The 17,347-nt window shown below is 65.5% G+C and carries 12 protein-coding genes; 8 read left to right on the forward strand and 4 right to left on the reverse strand.

The genetic code is table 11. The features are described from left to right. Window positions 1–40: 40 nt before the first annotated feature. Both HV711_RS23530 and HV711_RS23535 read left to right on the forward strand, forming a co-directional pair. Window positions 41–1,474, forward strand: a complete 1,434-nt coding sequence (locus HV711_RS23530) for an aminotransferase-like domain-containing protein (protein ID WP_028363460.1) — start codon at window positions 41–43, stop codon at window positions 1,472–1,474. Between the two features lie 59 nt (window positions 1,475–1,533). Continuing rightward, window positions 1,534–1,875, forward strand: coding sequence for a transcriptional regulator (locus tag HV711_RS23535; RefSeq protein WP_035482299.1), 342 nt, complete (start codon window positions 1,534–1,536; stop codon window positions 1,873–1,875). 76 nt (window positions 1,876–1,951) lie between these two features. On the opposite strand, the gene HV711_RS23540 is transcribed toward HV711_RS23535, so the two are convergent. Further along, window positions 1,952–2,539, reverse strand: coding sequence for a lysozyme inhibitor LprI family protein (locus tag HV711_RS23540; protein WP_175145263.1), 588 nt, complete (start codon window positions 2,537–2,539; stop codon window positions 1,952–1,954). A 248-nt stretch (window positions 2,540–2,787) separates the two neighbouring features. On the opposite strand from HV711_RS23540, the gene HV711_RS23545 reads away from it, so the two are divergent. The 5 genes from HV711_RS23545 to HV711_RS23565 all read left to right on the forward strand — a co-directional run bounded on the left by HV711_RS23545 (window position 2,788) and on the right by HV711_RS23565 (window position 8,756). Then, window positions 2,788–5,091, forward strand: a complete 2,304-nt coding sequence (locus HV711_RS23545; RefSeq protein ID WP_035483502.1) for a putative bifunctional diguanylate cyclase/phosphodiesterase — start codon at window positions 2,788–2,790, stop codon at window positions 5,089–5,091. A 127-nt stretch (window positions 5,092–5,218) separates the two neighbouring features. Continuing rightward, on the forward strand, window positions 5,219–6,619 hold the full coding sequence (locus HV711_RS23550) for an FAD-containing oxidoreductase (RefSeq protein WP_035483504.1): 1,401 nt from the start codon (window positions 5,219–5,221) through the stop codon (window positions 6,617–6,619). A gap of 88 nt (window positions 6,620–6,707) precedes the next feature. After that, on the forward strand, window positions 6,708–7,283 hold the full coding sequence (locus HV711_RS23555) for a TMEM175 family protein (RefSeq protein WP_015003220.1): 576 nt from the start codon (window positions 6,708–6,710) through the stop codon (window positions 7,281–7,283). A 2-nt stretch (window positions 7,284–7,285) separates the two neighbouring features. Continuing rightward, window positions 7,286–8,092 carry a hypothetical protein gene (locus HV711_RS23560; RefSeq protein WP_035483506.1) on the forward strand — a complete coding sequence of 269 codons (807 nt, stop codon included), beginning with the start codon at window positions 7,286–7,288 and terminating at the stop codon, window positions 8,090–8,092. 175 nt (window positions 8,093–8,267) lie between these two features. Next, window positions 8,268–8,756 (forward strand): metallophosphoesterase family protein, encoded by a 489-nt coding sequence (locus tag HV711_RS23565; RefSeq protein ID WP_013588958.1) that lies wholly within the window; start codon window positions 8,268–8,270, stop codon window positions 8,754–8,756. 84 nt (window positions 8,757–8,840) lie between these two features. On the opposite strand, the gene proP is transcribed toward HV711_RS23565, so the two are convergent. The 3 genes from proP to argA form a co-directional block, all read right to left on the reverse strand. After that, window positions 8,841–10,340, reverse strand: a complete 1,500-nt coding sequence (gene proP, locus HV711_RS23570; RefSeq protein WP_244142688.1) for a glycine betaine/L-proline transporter ProP — start codon at window positions 10,338–10,340, stop codon at window positions 8,841–8,843. A 795-nt stretch (window positions 10,341–11,135) separates the two neighbouring features. After that, entirely contained in the window at window positions 11,136–11,411 is a 276-nt protein-coding gene (locus HV711_RS23575) for an oxidative damage protection protein (protein ID WP_013588956.1), read from the reverse strand. A gap of 109 nt (window positions 11,412–11,520) precedes the next feature. Beyond that, on the reverse strand, window positions 11,521–12,909 hold the full coding sequence (gene argA / locus HV711_RS23580) for an amino-acid N-acetyltransferase (protein ID WP_013588955.1): 1,389 nt from the start codon (window positions 12,907–12,909) through the stop codon (window positions 11,521–11,523). A gap of 23 nt (window positions 12,910–12,932) precedes the next feature. Here argA and hrpA point away from each other — a divergent pair, with 23 nt between their 5' ends. Further along, complete coding sequence (gene hrpA, locus HV711_RS23585; protein ID WP_035483508.1) at window positions 12,933–17,144, forward strand: ATP-dependent RNA helicase HrpA; 4,212 nt, start codon at window positions 12,933–12,935, stop codon at window positions 17,142–17,144. Window positions 17,145–17,347 lie beyond the last annotated feature (203 nt).

The raw sequence follows: 17,347 nt of genomic DNA on the forward strand, positions 1-17,347 counted from the left end.
GACTGACGCGCGGGAAGTCCGTCTTTATTGAGCCACGTCCTTGAAACTCTACGAAAAGCTCGCCGACGAAATCGCCGAAGCCGTGCGCCGCGGCGTGTTCGCGGCAGGCGAACGGATTCCGTCGGTGCGGCAGGCGAGCCAGCAGCACGGCGTGAGCATCAAGACGGTGCTGCATGCTTATGCCCTGCTTGAGAGCCGCGGCCTCGTCGAAACGCGTCCGCAATCGGGCTATTTCGTACGCGAAGCGGCGCTCGCCGCGCTCCGGCCCGAAACCCGTCGCCGCAACGGCACGCCCGCGCTGCCCGTTGCGCCCGTCGCCGCGGAAGTCGACGTGAGCCGGCTCGTGCTCTCCACGCTGCGCAGCATCCGCGCGCACGACGCCGTGCCGTTCGGCTCGCCGTATCCGGACCCATCGCTCTTTCCGTGGCGGCGCATCAATCAGTATGCGAACGCAATTGCGCGCCGTCAGGCAAGCTGGAACCTGATCGACGATCTGCCGCCGGGCAACCCCGAACTGATCCGGCAGATCGCGCGCCGCTACACGGAAAACGGCATGCCGGTCGATCCTGGAGAAATCGTCATCACGCTCGGTGCGACGGAGGCGATCAACCTGAGTCTGCAGGCCGTCGCGAGGCCCGGCGACACGGTCGCCGTGGAATCGCCCACCTATTACGCGATGCTGCACGCCATCGAGCGCCTCGGCATGCGGGCGATCGAGGTGGCGACCCATCCCGTCGACGGAATCGATCTCGACGCGCTCGCGCAGGTGATCGCGCGCCAGAACATCGCCGCCTGCATGGTGATGCCGAACTTCCAGAATCCGCTGGGTTTTCAGATGCCGGACACGCGCAAGCGGCAACTGGTCGAACTGCTCGCCGTGCATCAGATTCCCGTCATCGAAAACGATGTGTATCAGGAGCTGTATTTCGGCGAGACCCGGCCCGCGAGCCTTAAGAGCTTCGACACGCAGGGCCTGGTGCTGCATTGCGCGTCGTTTTCCAAAAGTCTGACCGCTTCGTACCGGATCGGCTGGGCGTTGCCGGGACGCTTTCGCGCGCAGGTCGAGAAGCTCAAATTCCTGAACACGCTGACGACGCCCTCGGTGCCGCAGGTCGCCGTGGCCGATTATCTGCGCCAGGATGGCTACGACCGGCATCTGCGGCACGTTCGCAAGGTTTATCGGCAGCAGGCGAGCATCATGAGCGCCATGGTGCGGCGTTTTTTTCCGGCCGGCACGCGCCTCTCCGCGCCGCAAGGCGGCTATGTGCTGTGGGTGGAGCTGCCGGAGCACATCGATTCGATGAAGCTTTACCAGGCGGCGCTCGCGCGCAGCATCACCGTCGGACCCGGCATGATGTTTTCTACGCGCAATCATTACCGCCATTTCATCCGGCTCAACTACAGCTATCCGTGGACGACGCAAAGCGAGGCAGCGTTGAAGACACTCGGCGAGCTGGTGACGCAGATGGCGTGAGAAGCCGTACCGTCAGAGCTCGCAGACAGGCGGCCGACGGACAAAACAGGGAGACACGAATGGATGACGATGAGATCGACCCGCTGCTGCTCGCCGTGCTCAGGCAGCTTTGGCGCGCGCACACCGAACTGCCGGCGCGGGCGACGCCCGGCGGCGCGTGGTCGCTCGCGCGGCTCTCGAAGCAGGCGAACGTGCCGATGAGCGTGCTGCGGCGGCAGTTGACGGCGCTCGTCGACGGCGGTCTCGTGAGCACGACGTTCAACGAGGAAGGCGCGGGCACCGCGCGGCTCACCGAAACCGGGCGCGATGTGTGCGCCGGGCTGTTCGGCGAGGGCGGTCCCGCGGACGACGCGCCCGAGCCGGACTCTTCCGGTCAGGACGTGCCGCCGAGGCTGCACTAGTGGACTGCGAAGCCGCGTGGGGCGCCGCGTGTTCGCGTCCTTAAGGGCGTCGTCGTGTGCGTTCTCATGTGCGTTTTCACGAACGCCCCAGCATCGCGACGCCGCAGAACCAGTCGCCGCCGTGCGGCCGGTACTTCCACGGACTGCCGTTCTGCCTGAGCACGCTCGAACAAGGCTCGCCGATCGCAAGGCCCGGATGCGCGGCGGTGCACTGAAGCATGGCGGCGTCGACGGCGGAAGGCGCGGACATCGAAGGTTGGCGCGCGGGCTCGGATTGCGCGGGGCTGGACACATCGCCGGAATGCGGCGGGTCGGCCGCGGCAGTGGCCGCGCCCGCACCCGCCTGCATGCTCGCGATCAGTTGCCGCAATTCGTCGATGCGCGTCGCATACCATGTCCCGAGGCACGCGGCGTCCCGGCAATGGGTCTCGCGCCAGGCCCATTTGTTGTCGCTGTCGGTGATGAAGCCGCGCCGGTCGCTCACTTTTCGCCGCGCTTTCCAGTAGAGTTGTCCCAACGTATCGTCGAGGCGCGACAGGGCCGGGTCGTGGCAGATTATTTTTTCGGCGAGCGAGCGCCCCTTGCTGCAATCGAAGCTCGCGGCGTGAGCGGACGAATGCGCGATCAGCAGCGCGGCGATCAGAACGGGGCGGACGAGTTTCATGACGGTTCACGCGATGCAGGGTTTCTCATGCAACGGATGATCGTCCGATCGCACGTCATGCGGACGGCGGAAAAAGCAGCAATTCGGACAGGTGATTACCAGATATTGCCTTACGCGGTGTGGCCGGCGCCGCGATAGTGCAAGGCATGGCAAATACAGACGCTGCCGACAGGGTCTTCGGGCATTTGACGGGTATACCCTGATGCGCTGCTTACATAAACTTGCCGATGTTGGGTTGGGGGGCATATATGAACCGCGAAGCGACATCATGTAGGGAGGTGGAAGCAACGCCCGGCGATGGCCGTTACCGGCCGGATCTGGCCGAAGAGGTACTGGCCTCGGAGCGCAGCGTATTGCGGCTCATCACCCGTAATACGCCGTTGCCGGAGTTGCTGGATGAGGTGTGTCTGCGCGCGGAAGCGCTGCTGGGCGCGGGCGCGTCCTGCTCCATCCTGTTGCTCGACGAAGACGGCGTGCATGTGCGCATGGGCGGCGCACCGTCGCTGCCAAGGCGCTTCAGCACGGCGATCGACGGCGCGGCGATCGGCCCGCAAGCGGGCTCGTGCGGCACCGCGATGTACGAGCGGCGCCTCGTGGTGGTCGAGGACATCGAAACGGACCCGCTGTGGGCGGACTTCCGCGCGCTGGCGCTGCCGCACGGGCTGCGCGCGTGCTGGTCGGTGCCGTTCGAAAACGACGCGGGCGTCATGCTCGGCGCGTTCGCCGTCTATTATCGCGAGCCGCGCCGGCCGACTCCGCAGGAAGAGACCATGCTGCGGGACATCAGCCGCAGCGTCGGTCTCGCCGTGCATCAGGACGCCATGGCGCAACGCCTCGCCAACAGCGAGGAGCATCACCGGCTCGTCGTCGATCATCTGATCGAAGGCATTGTCGTGCAGTCGCGCGAGGGCGTCGTGCTGGCCTGCAATCCGAGCGCGCAGCGCATGCTGCGCACGGGGCCGCAGATCGTCGGACGCAGCATTCGCACGGTGATGGTGCGCGGCTTTCACGAGGACGGCTCGCCCGTGACGGAAGACGAGCGGCCCACGAACCAGGTGCTCGCCACGGGCAAACCGATGCTCGGCGTCACGCTCGCCATCGAGCTCGTGAGCGGCGAGGTCATCTGGATCACCGAGAACGTCGTGCCGATCCTGAAGCCGGGCCAGAGCAAGCCCGACTCCGTGTTGATTTCTTTCACCGACATCGGGCCGGTGCGCGAGGCGCAGCGCCAGCTCAAATTCCTCGCTACCCGCGATTCGCTCACCGGGCTTTACAACCGCGCCTATCTGACCGAGCGGATGAACAGCCTGTTCGCGCCCGGCGGGCCGGACGGCACCGGCGAGCTCGCGAGCGTCGCGGTCCTGTTCGTCGATCTGGACGGCTTCAAGAAGGTCAACGACACCGCCGGTCACGAGGCCGGCGACGCGCTCCTGAAAAGCGTCGCAGGGCGGCTCGCCGGTTGCGTCGGCCCGGACGACACGCTCGCGCGCGTGGGCGGCGACGAGTTCGTGATCGTGGTCAGCGCCTGCGACTGCAGCGAACGGCTGATCGCGCTTGCCCGTCACATCCTCGATGAAATCGCCGTGCCGTTCGCGGTGGCGGATAACGAGTACTACCTGGGCGCCTCGATCGGCATCAGCCGCTTTCCGGACGACGGCCAGGACGCGCCCACGCTGATGCGCAACGCTGACTCGGCCATGTATCACGCGAAGCAGCGCGGCCGCAACAACTTCCAGTTCTTTACCGCCGAGCTCAATCAGCAGTTGCAGCGCCGCTTCCTGATCGAGCAGTCGCTGCGCCGCGCGCTCGCCGGCAACGAGCTGAGCCTCGTCTATCAGCCGATCGTCGATAGCCAGGACGGCCGCACCATCGGCGCGGAGGCGCTGCTGCGCTGGTACAACAGCGAGCTCGGCAACGTCTCGCCGGCCGAGTTCATTCCGGTTGCCGAAGACGCGGGCCTCATCGCCGAGATCGGCGAATGGGTACTCGCGCACGCGTGCGAGCAGGCGGCGCACTGGCGGCGCACGCTCGCGCCCGAGCTGATCGTCGCCGTGAACCTGTCGCCGCGCCAGTTCAACGAGGGGCTCGTCGAGCGCATCAGGCGCTGCCTCGACCAGTCGGGGCTCGAACCGGCGGCGCTCGAACTGGAAATCACCGAGCGGCTGCTGATGAGCGACAGCGACACCGTGCTTCCCATGTTGCTCGCGCTGAGCGCGACGGGCGTGCGTATTTCCGTCGACGACTTCGGCACCGGCTATTCGTCGCTGTCGTATCTGAAGCGCTTTCCGCTGCATAACCTGAAGATCGACCGGTCGTTTGTCGCCGGTTTGCCGGACCATCGGGATTCGATTGCAATTACCCAGGCCGTCGTGGCCATGGCGCATTCGCTCGGCATGAACGTCACCGCGGAAGGCGTGGAAACGCCCGAGCAGGCGGCGTTTCTGCGTTCCATCGATTGCGACAAGCAGCAGGGCTATCTATACAGCCGGCCGGTCGGCGCGAGCGCCTATGGGCGCGCGCTGGCGGATGCGTATGCGCCGGCGGTCACCTGAGCCGCACCGCGCATTGTCCGGTGTGACAAGGCGGTCGGACCACGGCTAATTGGCCGCGTGGCGCAAGCGTGACGGCGACTGGGCGTAAGATGCAACGACCGGCATCCGAGCCGCGAGGAGAGTCGCCATGGCACAGCACTTCGACGCAGTCGTAATCGGCACCGGCCAGGGCGGCGCGCCGCTCGCCGTGCGTCTTGGCAAGAGCGGCCGCCGCACGGCGGTCATCGAGCGCGCGGCGTTCGGCGGGACCTGTGTGAACGTGGGCTGCACGCCGACCAAGGCGTATGTGGCAAGCGCTCGCGCGGCGCACGTGGCGCGCCACGCGGCGCGGCTCGGCGTGCTGGTGAGCGGGGCGGTCAACGTCGATCTGTCGGCGGTGAAAGCGCGCAAGGACAAGATCATCGGGCAGTCGCGCGACGGCGTCGAACAATGGCTGCACGGCACGGAAAACGTCACCGTATTCAACGGCCACGCGCGCTTCACGGCGCCGCATACGCTGTCCATCAGCGGGGCGGACGGCACGGTGCTGCATGAGCTGAGCGCCGGCGAAATTTTCCTCAATACCGGCACGCGGGCGGTGGTGCCGCCGCTCGAAGGTATCGAGCGAATCCGCTATTACACCAACTCGAGCCTGCTTGAGCTTACCGAGCTGCCGAGCCGGCTCGTGATTGTCGGCGGGAGTTATATCGCGCTCGAATTCGCGCAGGTGTTTCGCCGCTTCGGCAGCGAGGTCACCGTGCTCGTGCGCGGCGAGCGCGTGCTGACGCGCGAGGACGCCGATCTCGCCGAGTCCGTGCAGACAGTGCTGGCGCGCGAAGGCGTGGAATTCCGCTTCGGCGTGCAGCCTTCGCGCGTCGAGCCGCATCCGCATCGCGCGAATGACGTGTGCATCGGCTTCGAGCAGAACGTGCCGGCGCTGGAGGCGTCGCATCTGCTCTTTGCGACCGGCCGCGAACCGAATACCGACGACCTCGGCCTCGCCGCCGCCGGCATCCAAGTGGACCGGCACGGCACGATTCCCGTGGACGGCCAGCTGCGCACCAACGTGCCGGGCATCTGGGCGATCGGCGACATCAACGGGCGCGGCGCTTTCACGCATACGTCTTACGACGATTACCAGATCGTCGCGGCCAATCTGCTCGATGGCGGTGCGCGCACGGTCGACACGCGCATCATGGCCTATGCCGTTTTCGTCGATCCGCCGCTCGCGCGCGTCGGGCTCTCGGAAGAGGACGTGCGCAAGAGCGGACGCGATGCGCTGATCGCGACGATGCCGATGTCGCGCGTGGGCCGCGCACGCGAACGCGGCGAAACCGACGGCTTCATGAAGGTGCTCGCCGACGCGCGCAGCAAGCAGATTCTCGGCGCGGCGATTCACGGCATAGAAGGCGACGAGGCGATCCACACGTTCATCGACATCATGACGGCGGGCGCGCCTTATCCGACCTTGCAATACGCGATGCACATCCATCCGACCATCAGCGAATTGATTCCCACCTTGCTCGACGGGCTGAAGCCGTTGAAGTAGCGGGGGGCGTGGCGCGCGGATCGACAAGGCGTCGCGGCATCGCGGATAATCGCGGGCCATTCAACCGCATTCACTCGAGGAACAGCCGATGGGCAAGGGACGCGTCGAAGCCTTCAGCGATGGCGTGATTGCCATCATCATCACGATCATGGTGCTCGAAATCAAGGTGCCGGAAGGCTTCGACCTCGCCGCGCTGCGGCCGCTGGTGCCGGTGTTCTGCGCGTATGTGCTGAGCTTCATCTACGTGGGCATCTACTGGAACAATCATCACCACATGTTCCATGCAGTGCAGAAGGTCAACGGCGGCGTGCTGTGGGCGAATCTGCATCTGCTCTTCTGGCTGTCGCTGCTGCCCGCGGTCACGCATTGGGTCGGCGAGAATCACCTGGCTTCGTGGCCGACCGCGCTGTACGGCGTCGTGCTGTTCATGTCGGCAATCGCCTATTTCATTCTGACGCGCTTGTTGGTTCGCCAGCACGGCCGCGATTCCGCGCTGGCGAAGGCGGTAGGCAACGACTTCAAGGGCAAGGTTTCCGTTGCCATCTATCTGGCGGGCATCGTGCTCGCGTTTGTGGCGCCATGGACATCGGCGGCGCTCTATGCACTCGCGGCGGCGTGGTGGCTCGTGCCGGACAGGCGTATCGAACACGTTCTGGAAGCCTGAGCATGCTCGCGTTGAAGCTCGCGCTCGTGCCGGCGTTTCTCGCCGCGCTGACGATGGCGGGGCGCATGTGGGGACCGTCGGTGGCGGGCTGGCTCGCGGGCCTGCCGGTCGTCGCGGGACCGATCGTGCTGCTGCTCGCGCTGGCGAGGGGGCCGTCGTTTGCGGCGCAGGCGTCGGTTGCCTCCATTGCGGCGATTGCCGCGTCGGAAGCATTCAACCTTGCGTATGCGTTGAGTTGCCGCCGTTTGTCGTGGCCGGTCGCGGTCGTCGCGGGCATGAGCGCGTGGCTCGTGGCGGCGCTGCTGCTCGCGCAACTGCCGCGCTCGCTCGCGTGGGCTGTTGCGGCGGCTTGCACGGCTGTCGCGATTTCGCAGAGCATTTTGCCGCGCGTCGCGGAACAGGTGCCGGCCGCGCGGGCCGGGCGGGCGGATCTCGTCGCGCGCATGCTCGCCGGCGCGCTGTTGACGCTTGCGGTCACTGGCTTGTCGGCGTCGATGGGGGCGACCTGGAGCGGCCTGCTGTCGGTCTTTCCACTGCTTGGGATCGTGCTTGCCGTGTCGGCGCAGCGCGAGCACGGGCCCGATTTCGTCGCGTTGCTGATGCGCGGCATGGTGCTCGGGCGCGGCTCGTTCGCGGCGTTCTTCGCGGCGACCGCGGCAATGCTGCCGCGCTATGGCGTGTGGGCGAGCTTTGCGTGCGCGTCGGCAATTTCGATCGTCGTGCAAGGCGCGACGCGGCGCATGCTGGATGCGCGGCGGCCGGTGCGAGCAGGATCGTCGGAGGCTGCGTTGCAGCGGCGGGTCGAATAGTCTGGCGCGAGTATGGGAGCGGGCGTCTGCACGCGAGCGTTCGCCGCGTGTGAGCTGAGCGTGGCGCAAAGCATGGCCGAGCGAGCTGCGAAACGTCGCTGCGGTCGCCGGTCGATCGATAGGCCCGCGGGCGCGTCGTTTGCTCGCAAAGCGGAGCTTTGCCAACACTTCCTTCATGACTTCAGCCCAACATCGTTCCCCGCCGAGCCGTATCGGCCTGATCTCCGACACGCATAACCTCGTGCGGCCGGAAGCGCTCGCGTATCTCGCCGGCTGCGACGCCATCATCCATGCCGGCGATATCTGCAATCAGGCCGTGCTCGACGCGCTCGCGCAGATTGCACCGCTCACGGTGGTGCGCGGCAATAACGACGTGGGCGAGTGGGCCGCGGCGCTGCCGACCCATGCGACGCTTACCGTGCAGCAGGTCGTGATTCTGGTCGTGCACGACATGGCCGAGGTGCCCGCCGATCCGCGCACGCAGGGCATCAAGGTCGTGGTGACCGGCCACTCGCACAAGCCGTCGATCAGCGAGCGCGACGGCGTGCTGTTCGTCAACCCCGGCAGCGCGGGGCCGCGGCGTTTCAAGCTGCCGGTTTCGGCGGGACTGCTGACCATCGAAGGCGCACACGCCGAGGCGAGGGTCGATGTGTTGCTGGAATGAAAAAGGGCCGGCTCTTGCGCCGACCCTTTGTCCACTAGTTCAAGTCTTCACGACGAGCGCAGCATTGCACTGCGTTTGCCGCGCTCACGCGCGCGCCGTAGCGGTCGCCGCGTAGCCTTCGTCCATCTCTTCGGCTTCGCGTTCGCCGCGCAGCACCGCGTGTGCTTCGGCGCGCGTCGCGACGCACGGACCCGAGCCGAGCAGCGGCTTGCGGGCCGTCTCGCGCAGCGCGACGACCGAGACGATGCCGATCAGCGACGCGCCCATCAGGTAGTACGCGGGCGTCATCAGATTGCCGGTGCGCTCGACGAGCCACGCGGTCACGAGCGGCGTTGTGCCGCCGAACAGCGACACCGAAATGTTGAAGCCGATGGCCAGCGCGCCATAACGGATCTTCGTCGGGAAGAGGGCCGGCAGCGCCGACGGCATCACGCCCGTAAAGCACGACAGCAGCACGCCCAGAATCATCAGGCCGGCGAACACCGGCAGCACCGTGCCCATGCGGATCAAGAGGAGCGCGGGGATGGACAGCGCGAAGAGACCCATGCAGCCGAACAGCATCACCGGTTTGCGGCCGATCGCGTCCGACAGGCGGCCGGCTGCGAGCGTTGCCGGCATCATCAGCACCATCACGACGAGGACGATGAAGAGGCCGTGCGTCTCGTTAAAGTGCAGCGTCGCCGACAGGTAGCTCGGCAGATACGAGAGCGCCATGTAGTCGGTCACGTTGAAGATCAGCACGAGGCCCACGCACAGCAGGAGCGGTTTCCATTGCTGCACGAGCAACTGACGGAATGACTGCTTCGGCAGCGCCTTTTCCTCGGCTTCGCGTTGCTCGGCCTGCTTCTTGAACGCGGGCGTTTCTTCCAGCTTCATCCGGATGTACAGACCCACGAGTCCGAGCGGACCTGCGATCAGGAACGGCACACGCCAGCCCCACGACAGCAGCGCGTCGTTCGACAGCGTCGCGGTGAGCACGGCGACCGTGCCCGCGCCCAGCACATAGCCGATCAGCGTACCGAATTCGAGAAAGCTGCCCATGAAGCCGCGGCGCTTGTCCGTCGAGAATTCGGCGATGAAGGTCGCCGCACCGCCGTATTCGCCGCCGGTCGAAAAGCCTTGCACCAGACGCGCGACGAGCAGCAGGGCCGGCGCGAGAATGCCGATCGACCCGTAGCTCGGAATCAGCCCGATGGCGAACGTGCCGAGCGCCATCATGATCATGGTCATTGCCAGCACGCGCTGACGGCCGATGCGGTCGCCGAGTGGCCCGAACACCATGCCGCCGACCGGGCGCACCAGAAACGCGGCGGCGAACGTGCCGAAGGTCGCGATCAACTGGGCGGACGGGCTCGACGACGGGAAGAACACTTTGCCGAGCGTGACAGCGATGTAGCTGTACACGCCGAAGTCGAACCATTCCATTGCGTTGCCAAGCGCCATGGCGCCGACGGCACGCTTCAAGAGAGAGTGGTCGACGACCGTGATGTCGTCGAGGGAAAGGCGTTGTTCTTGTTGGTGTCGCCAGAAGCCGTTGCTGGAAGCGGTCAAGGTAAAAACTCCGATGACTGCGACGAAACTCATGATGCGTTCCGCCACGGTTGCTGGGAAGTGCAGTTTCGAGAAACGGGGCGAGGGCTTCTCGCCGCGACGGCGAAAAAGTGGGCGCGCGTAGAAAGAAACGCAAAAGACTCGCCAAACGCTGCGCAAGCAGCGAAAGCAGCAAGTGCCCGTGCCTCGCGAGCCTGTCGCGAAAAAACACTCGTCTAGATTGTGCTGACTGTTGCACCTGCGTGGCCGTGATAGGGGGGCAGGCGCATGAAGACGCGGGCGGCTCGGCGCCGGATTCCACGTCACGGGAAGGCTTGAAACGAAAAAGGCCGGTGCTTGATTCGCGGTTGCGACGCCTTCGGGACGACCCTCAGAACCGGCTCAACCTGCGATACGACCGACAAGCCTTCTTGTATAAAAACTGTTCCATCGCGATGGACACGCCGCAGTGCAGGCACTCGCAGTGCACGCACTCTGTGTCGCAAGGTCAGAGAACGCGAATGAAGGTGAATTGCTGTTGGAACGACACACATGTTAGCACGATGACAGAGGATCGTGCAAACCCGGATTCTCCGGGGAGGCCGGTGGACGGCGCGCAATCCCTTGCCGGGAGCGGGATTCGGGCAATCGCGCGGTCTGGAGAAGGGGCTTAAAACGGCCTGAAAATGTACCGTTTGGGGAGTTTTGCGGGCGCTCGCCGGAGGTGGTGCGACGAAGTGTTCGTGCGAAAAAAATCCGCGCATGAGGCGCGGATTTCGTCGCGGATTTCGTCGTTGTACACGTAAGGGCGTGACGCCCGCTTACTGCGATCGAGCGCTCACCATTCGTTCATTCGCCTGCAGGCGGCACATAGCCTTGCGCGGTGTCCGCGCCTTCGCCGAAGAAGAACTTCTCGGTCTGCTTCATCAGGTACTGGCGCGCGCGCGGGTCGGCCATGTTCAGACGATTTTCGTTGATCAGCATGGTTTGCTGCTTCAACCAGGCTTGCCATGCTTCCTTCGAGATGCTTTCGTAGATCCGCTTGCCGAGTTCGCCAGGCAGCGGCGGGAAATCGAGGCCTTCGGCTTCCTTGCCGAGCTTCGCGCATTGAACCATACGAGTCATGTTGGGCTTCTCCTCTGTCGGCCGGGGTAGTGCTTCAGCACTGACGCCGGCCCATAAAAAATAAATGACCGGATCATTCGACGACGGCCAGTCGCTTATATGGGGCCGCTCAGAGCTGTTTCATCAGCACGAGCGATTTGCGCTGCCAGTTGTACAGTCGGCGGCGGTCTTCGGGGAGGTCGTCGACCGTGACCTTGACGAAGCCGCGCTTCAGGAACCAGTGTTCCGTGCGCGTGGTGAGCACGAAAATACGCGTAAGGCCGCGCGCCCGCGCGCGCTGCTCGATGCGCTTGAGCAGGCGCTCGCCGTCGCCCGTGCCTTGCGCTTCCGGCGCGACGGTCAGGCAGGCCATTTCGCCGATGCGCTCCTGCGTGTACGGATACAGCGCCGCGCAGCCGAACAGCACGCCGTCGTGCTCGATCACCGAGAAGTGGTCGATGTCGCGCTCGATCTGATGGCGCCCGCGCCGCACCAGCGTGCCGTCGGACTCGAGCGGCTCGATCAGCGCGAGAATACCGCCGACGTCGTCCGGCGTGGCTTCGCGCAGGCTTTCCAGGTTCTCGTACGAGATCATCGTGCCGACGCCGTCGTGCAGGAACAGTTCGAGCAGCAGACTGCCGTCGAGCGCGTAAGGGATGATATGCGCCCGCGCCACGCCGCCACGGCACGCGCGGATCGAGTGCTTCAGATAGAAGCCCGCGTCGCCGGTGACCTCGCCGCTTTCGTGCAGCTTGTAGGCGTCGTCGAGCGACAGTTCGCGGATCAGCTCCGGGCCGTCCTCGCCGGCTTGCATGAGGCCGGGGGTTTCGGTCAGGAACACGATCTTGTCGGCGCGCAATGCGATCGCGGCAGCCGATGCCACGTCTTCCATCGACAGATTGAATGCTTCGCCGGTGGGCGAAAAGCCGAGCGGCGAGAGCAGCACGAGCTTGCGGCTCGCGAGCGAATGGCGGATCGAATCGGCGTCGATCTTGCGCACCACGCCGGTGTGCGCGAAGTCCACGCCGTCCAGAATGCCGACGGGTCGTGCCGTCACGAAATTGCCCGACACGACGCTGATGTGCGCGTGCGCCATGGGCGTGTTCGGCAAGCCCTGGCTGATGGCCGCCTCGATATCCAGACGCACTTCGCCGGCCGCTTCTTTCGCGGATTCGAGCGCGCGCGCGTCGGTAATGCGCATGCCGTGCGAAAACTCGGACTCGACGCCGTGCAGACTCATCTGCTCCTCGACCTGCGGGCGCGAACCATGCACCAGCACGATCTGGATGCCCATGGCCTGCAGCAGCGCGATGTCCGACACGAGCGCATTCAGGAGCCCCTGATGCACCACTTCGCCGCCGAACCCGACGACGAACGTCTTGTTGCGGAACGCATGGATGTAAGGGGCGACGGAGCGCATCCAGTCGACGAATTGCGCGTGCTGGGCGAGGTCTTCCGATGCTCCAGCAGGGGCCGGAACGCTCGCGGGCGCGGGGACGAGGTCGGTTTGGGAATTCATGCCCGGGATTATAATGCGCCCCCATGTCGAATGTACCCAAAAGTCCCGCCGCGGCGAACGAGAATGCGGCGCCGGCCGCCGATCAAACGAAGGCCGGCGACGCGAAGCGCCGCGCCGAACAGGACGCGAACCGTGGCAAGCCGGACGCGCCCCGCAGGGCGCGCGAGCCGCATCGTGCTCCGCGCGAGCCCCGCGAGGCCAACGCCACCCGCGACCCGCGCGAGCCGGAGGCCCCCCGTGAGCCGCGCGAGCCGAAGGCCACCCGCGAGCCGCGCGAATCGAGGTCCGCTCGCGAGCCGAATCCCATTCCGCCCATCACGTTTCCCGAGGCGCTGCCCGTTTCCGGCCGCCGTGACGAGATAGCAAAAGCTATTGCCGGAAACCAGGTCGTGATCGTGTCCGGCGAGACCGGCTCGGGCAAAACCACGCAGCTGCCGAAGATCTGCCTCGCGCTCGGTCGCGGCCTCGGCGCGGGCGGCTCGGGGCTGATCGGCCACACGCAGCCGCGCCGCATCGCCGCTTCGGCAACGGGCCGGCGCATCGCCGAGGAGCTCGGCACGCCGTTCGGCGAAGTCGTCGGCTACAAGGTGCGGTTTACCGACAACCTGTCGCCGGGCGCATCGGTCAAGCTGATGACGGACGGCATTCTGCTCGCCGAGACGCAGACTGACCCGCTGCTGAAGGCGTATGACACGCTGATCATCGACGAGGCGCACGAGCGCAGCCTCAACATCGATTTTCTGCTCGGCTATCTGAAGGAAATTCTGCCGAGGCGCCCGGATCTGAAGCTGATCGTGACCTCGGCGACGATCGACGCGGATCGTTTCGCGCGCCATTTCGGCAGCGAGCACAAACCCGCGCCGGTGATCGAAGTGAGCGGCCGCCTGTATCCGGTCGAGGTGCGCTACCGTCCGGTCGCGGAAGAAAGCGCGGCCGTCAAGGCGGCGCAAGGCACGTCGGGCGGAAGGGGCGCGTCGTCGCGCGGCGATCGGCCGAAGACGCAGCGCGAAACGGACCGCGATCTGATGGAGGCGCTCGTCGACGCCGTCGACGAATTGTGCCGCGAGGGTCCCGGCGACGTGCTGGTGTTCCTGCCGGGCGAGCGCGAAATTCGCGATGCCGCCGAGGCGCTGCGCAAGCACCATCCGCCGCACACGGAAATCTTGCCGCTGTTCGCGCGGCTTTCCTCCGCCGAGCAGGAGCGCGTGTTCCGCACTTCGAACGCGCGGCGCATCGTGCTCGCGACCAACGTGGCGGAAACCTCGCTCACCGTGCCGGGCATTCGTTATGTGGTCGACACGGGCCTCGCGCGCGTGAAGCGCTACTCGTATCGGAACAAGGTCGAGCAGTTGCAGGTCGAGCCGATTTCGCAGGCTGCCGCAAATCAGCGGGCAGGGCGCTGCGGGCGGGTGGCGGACGGCATCTGCATTCGTCTTTACGACGAGAGCGATTATCAGAGCCGCACGCGTTTTACCGATCCGGAGATTCTGCGCTCCTCGCTCGCTTCCGTGATTCTGCGCATGAAGTCGCTGCATCTGACGGCGATTGAGACGTTTCCATTTATCGAGCCGCCGCCCGGCCGCGCCATCGCCGACGGCTATCAACTGCTCAACGAACTCGGCGCCGTCGACGACGACAACCTGCTTACGCCGCTCGGCCGCGAGCTCGCGCGCCTGCCGCTGGATCCGCGCGTTGGCCGGATGATCCTCGCCGCGCGCGAGCAGCAGTCGCTGAAGGAAGTACTGATTATCGCGAGCGCATTGTCCGTACAGGATCCGCGCGACCGGCCGATCGAGGCCCAGGAACAGGCCGACCAGGCACATCGCCGTTTCGTCGACGAGCGCTCCGAATTCCTGCAGTGGTTGAAGATCTGGAACTGGTTCGAAGAGGCAATTTCGCACAAGAAGTCGAACAAGCAGCTGCACGAGGAATGTCGGAAGAATTTCCTGTCGCAAGTGCGTCTGCGCGAATGGCGCGATGTCCATTCGCAGCTCCTGACGGTGGTGCGCGAGCACGGCTGGCGTCTGAACGACGCCGAGGCCACGTTCGAGCAGGTCCATCTTGCGCTTTTGACAGGCCTGCTCGGCAACATCGGCCTGAAAGCCGATGACGAGCCGTATTACATCGGCGCGCGCGGCATCAAGTTTTATCTGTGGCCGGGTTCCGCGCTCGTGAAGAAAGCGGGCAAGTGGGTGATGGCGGCGGAACTGGTCGAGACGAGCCGTCTCTACGCGCGCTGCATCGCGAGGATCGAGCCCGAGTGGATCGAGAAGATCGGCGTGCATCTGCTTAAGAAATCGCTGTCCGAGCCGCATTGGGAAAAGCGCGCGGCGCAAGTGTCGGCGTTCGAGCGCGCCGTGCTGTACGGGTTGCCGATCTATCACCGCCGCCGCGTGAGCTTCGGCAAGCAGGACCCGGCGCGGGCGCGCGAGCTGTTCATTCGCGGCGCGCTTGTTGAAGGCGAATTCGACACGAAGCTCGGATTTTTCTCGCACAACCGTAAGCTGCTCGCCGACATCGAGCAACTGGAACACAAGTCGCGCCGTCAGGATGTGCTCGTCGACGATGAGCTGATCTACGGCTTTTACGACCAGGCACTGCCGAAGGGCATTTATACGGGCGCGGCATTCGAGCGCTGGTATCGCGACGAGGTGAAGAAGAGCGGCCAGCCCGAGGACAAGCTGCGCCTGCTGTATTTGTCGCGCGACGATCTGATGCGCCACGAAGCTGCCGGCGTGACCACCGACCTGTTCCCGAAACGGATGACGATGGCGGGCGTCGAGATGGCGCTCACCTATCACTTCGAGCCGGGGTCGCCGCGCGACGGCGTGACGCTCGCCGTGCCGCTTTTCGCGCTGAATCAGGTGGACGCGCGGCGCTGCGAGTGGCTCGTGCCCGGCATGCTCAAGGAGAAGACGCAACTGCTGCTGAAGTCCTTGCCGCAGAAATTGCGCCGCCACTGCGTGCCGCTGCCCGAGTACGCGGCCGGCTTCGTCGAGCGGCATGAGGCGCCGCGCTTTGCCGCGGGCGGTCTGCTCGAAGCGCTGATTGCCGATGTCCGCGAAGAGAAGCAGGTCGCGCTCAAGCAGGCGGATTTCAAGCTCGAGACGCTGCCGCCGCATCTGTTCATGAACTTCAAGGTGATCGACGAGCACGGGCGGCAGCTCGCGATGGGCCGCAATCTGGCGCAACTGCGGGCGGAACTCGGCGGCCAGGCGCAGCAGCATTTTCAGAAGATCGCGTCGAGCGCGGCGGGCGCGGCGCTCGCGGACGCGGCGGGGACGGGCGGGGCCGCGCCGGTGGCGCCGGGCACGCGCGGTAAAAGCGCCTCCTCGACCGGGCCGCAAACGGCCGAGCCGGGCGAGCGGACCGCCGGCACCGCGATCTACGAAAACCTCACCACGTGGAATTTCGGCAAGCTGCCCGAGTTGCTCGAAATTCGCCGCGGCGGGCAGACGCTGTTCGGCTATCCGGCGCTCGTCGACCGCGGCACGCATTGCGACGTCGAGGTGTTCGATTCGCCGGACGAGGCGGCGCGGATTCATCGCGCGGGCTTGCGTCGACTGTTCGCGTTGCAGTTGAAGGAGCCGATCAAGTATCTGGAGAAAAATCTGCCGGGCTTGCGTGAAATGGCGATGCAGTTCATGACGCGCGGCACGCAGGAAGAACTGCGCGATCAACTGATCGACACCGCGCTCGACCGCGCGTGTCTGCAAGATCCGCTACCGGACGACGACGTTAGCTTTCACACGCGCCGCGATGAAGGACGCAGCCGGCTCACCTTGCTGGCGCAAGAAATCGCGCGACTGGTCGGCCAGATTCTCGGCGAATACGCGGCCGTGCTGAAGAAGCTCGTGCAGGCCAGGCCGTTCGCGGCGGCCTATGCCGACATGCAGGCTCAGCTCGACGCGCTGATCGGCAAGCGTTTCGTGGTCGATACGCCGTATTCGCAACTGACGCATTTCCCACGCTATCTGAAGGGCATTGGGTTGCGCATCGACAAGCTGAAGGCCGACCCCGCACGCGATGCGCGGCAATTCGCCGAATTCCAGCCGTTACTGCAGAACTATCAGCGGGCGGTCGCGCAGCGCGGCGGCGTGCCGGATGCGCGTCTGTCGGAGTTTCGCTGGCTGCTCGAAGAGCTGCGTGTGTCGCTGTTCGCGCAGGAACTGCGCACGCCGATGCCGGTGTCCGTCAAGCGGCTGTATAAGGTGTGGGATTCGATGCAGCGGTGAAGGGGCAGAGTGGACAGCACGGGCGGAGCGGCTAGCGGCTCTCATTGGCGCTAGCCTGGCCGTTACTGCGGCTTCGACTCTTCGGGGCATGGTTGCGGATGCGGGTTGGTGCACTCTAAGCAGCTGTCTGCCGGTGCTTCGCGGTTTTGCCTGCGTCGGCACTGCGCGCGTTTCCCCGCTGCCGACTTTTCCCCTAGATAAAA

The organism is Paraburkholderia phenoliruptrix (genome assembly GCF_902859825.1).
GTDB classification, from domain to species: Bacteria; Pseudomonadota; Gammaproteobacteria; order Burkholderiales; family Burkholderiaceae; genus Paraburkholderia; species Paraburkholderia phenoliruptrix.

What these genes read in the sequence shown, in the direction of transcription:
- HV711_RS23560 (WP_035483506.1), top strand. Translation starts at nt 7,286, where the DNA reads ATGCTCGCGTTGAAGCTCGCGCTCGTGCCGGCGTTTCTCGCCGCGCTG.
- HV711_RS23540 (WP_175145263.1), bottom strand. Translation starts at nt 2,539, where the DNA reads ATGAAACTCGTCCGCCCCGTTCTGATCGCCGCGCTGCTGATCGCGCAT.
- proP (WP_244142688.1), bottom strand. Translation starts at nt 10,340, where the DNA reads ATGAGTTTCGTCGCAGTCATCGGAGTTTTTACCTTGACCGCTTCCAGC.
- HV711_RS23545 (WP_035483502.1), top strand. Translation starts at nt 2,788, where the DNA reads ATGAACCGCGAAGCGACATCATGTAGGGAGGTGGAAGCAACGCCCGGC.
- HV711_RS23575 (WP_013588956.1), bottom strand. Translation starts at nt 11,411, where the DNA reads ATGACTCGTATGGTTCAATGCGCGAAGCTCGGCAAGGAAGCCGAAGGC.
- HV711_RS23535 (WP_035482299.1), top strand. Translation starts at nt 1,534, where the DNA reads ATGGATGACGATGAGATCGACCCGCTGCTGCTCGCCGTGCTCAGGCAG.
- HV711_RS23565 (WP_013588958.1), top strand. Translation starts at nt 8,268, where the DNA reads ATGACTTCAGCCCAACATCGTTCCCCGCCGAGCCGTATCGGCCTGATC.
- HV711_RS23550 (WP_035483504.1), top strand. Translation starts at nt 5,219, where the DNA reads ATGGCACAGCACTTCGACGCAGTCGTAATCGGCACCGGCCAGGGCGGC.
- argA (WP_013588955.1), bottom strand. Translation starts at nt 12,909, where the DNA reads ATGAATTCCCAAACCGACCTCGTCCCCGCGCCCGCGAGCGTTCCGGCC.
- hrpA (WP_035483508.1), top strand. Translation starts at nt 12,933, where the DNA reads ATGTCGAATGTACCCAAAAGTCCCGCCGCGGCGAACGAGAATGCGGCG.
- HV711_RS23555 (WP_015003220.1), top strand. Translation starts at nt 6,708, where the DNA reads ATGGGCAAGGGACGCGTCGAAGCCTTCAGCGATGGCGTGATTGCCATC.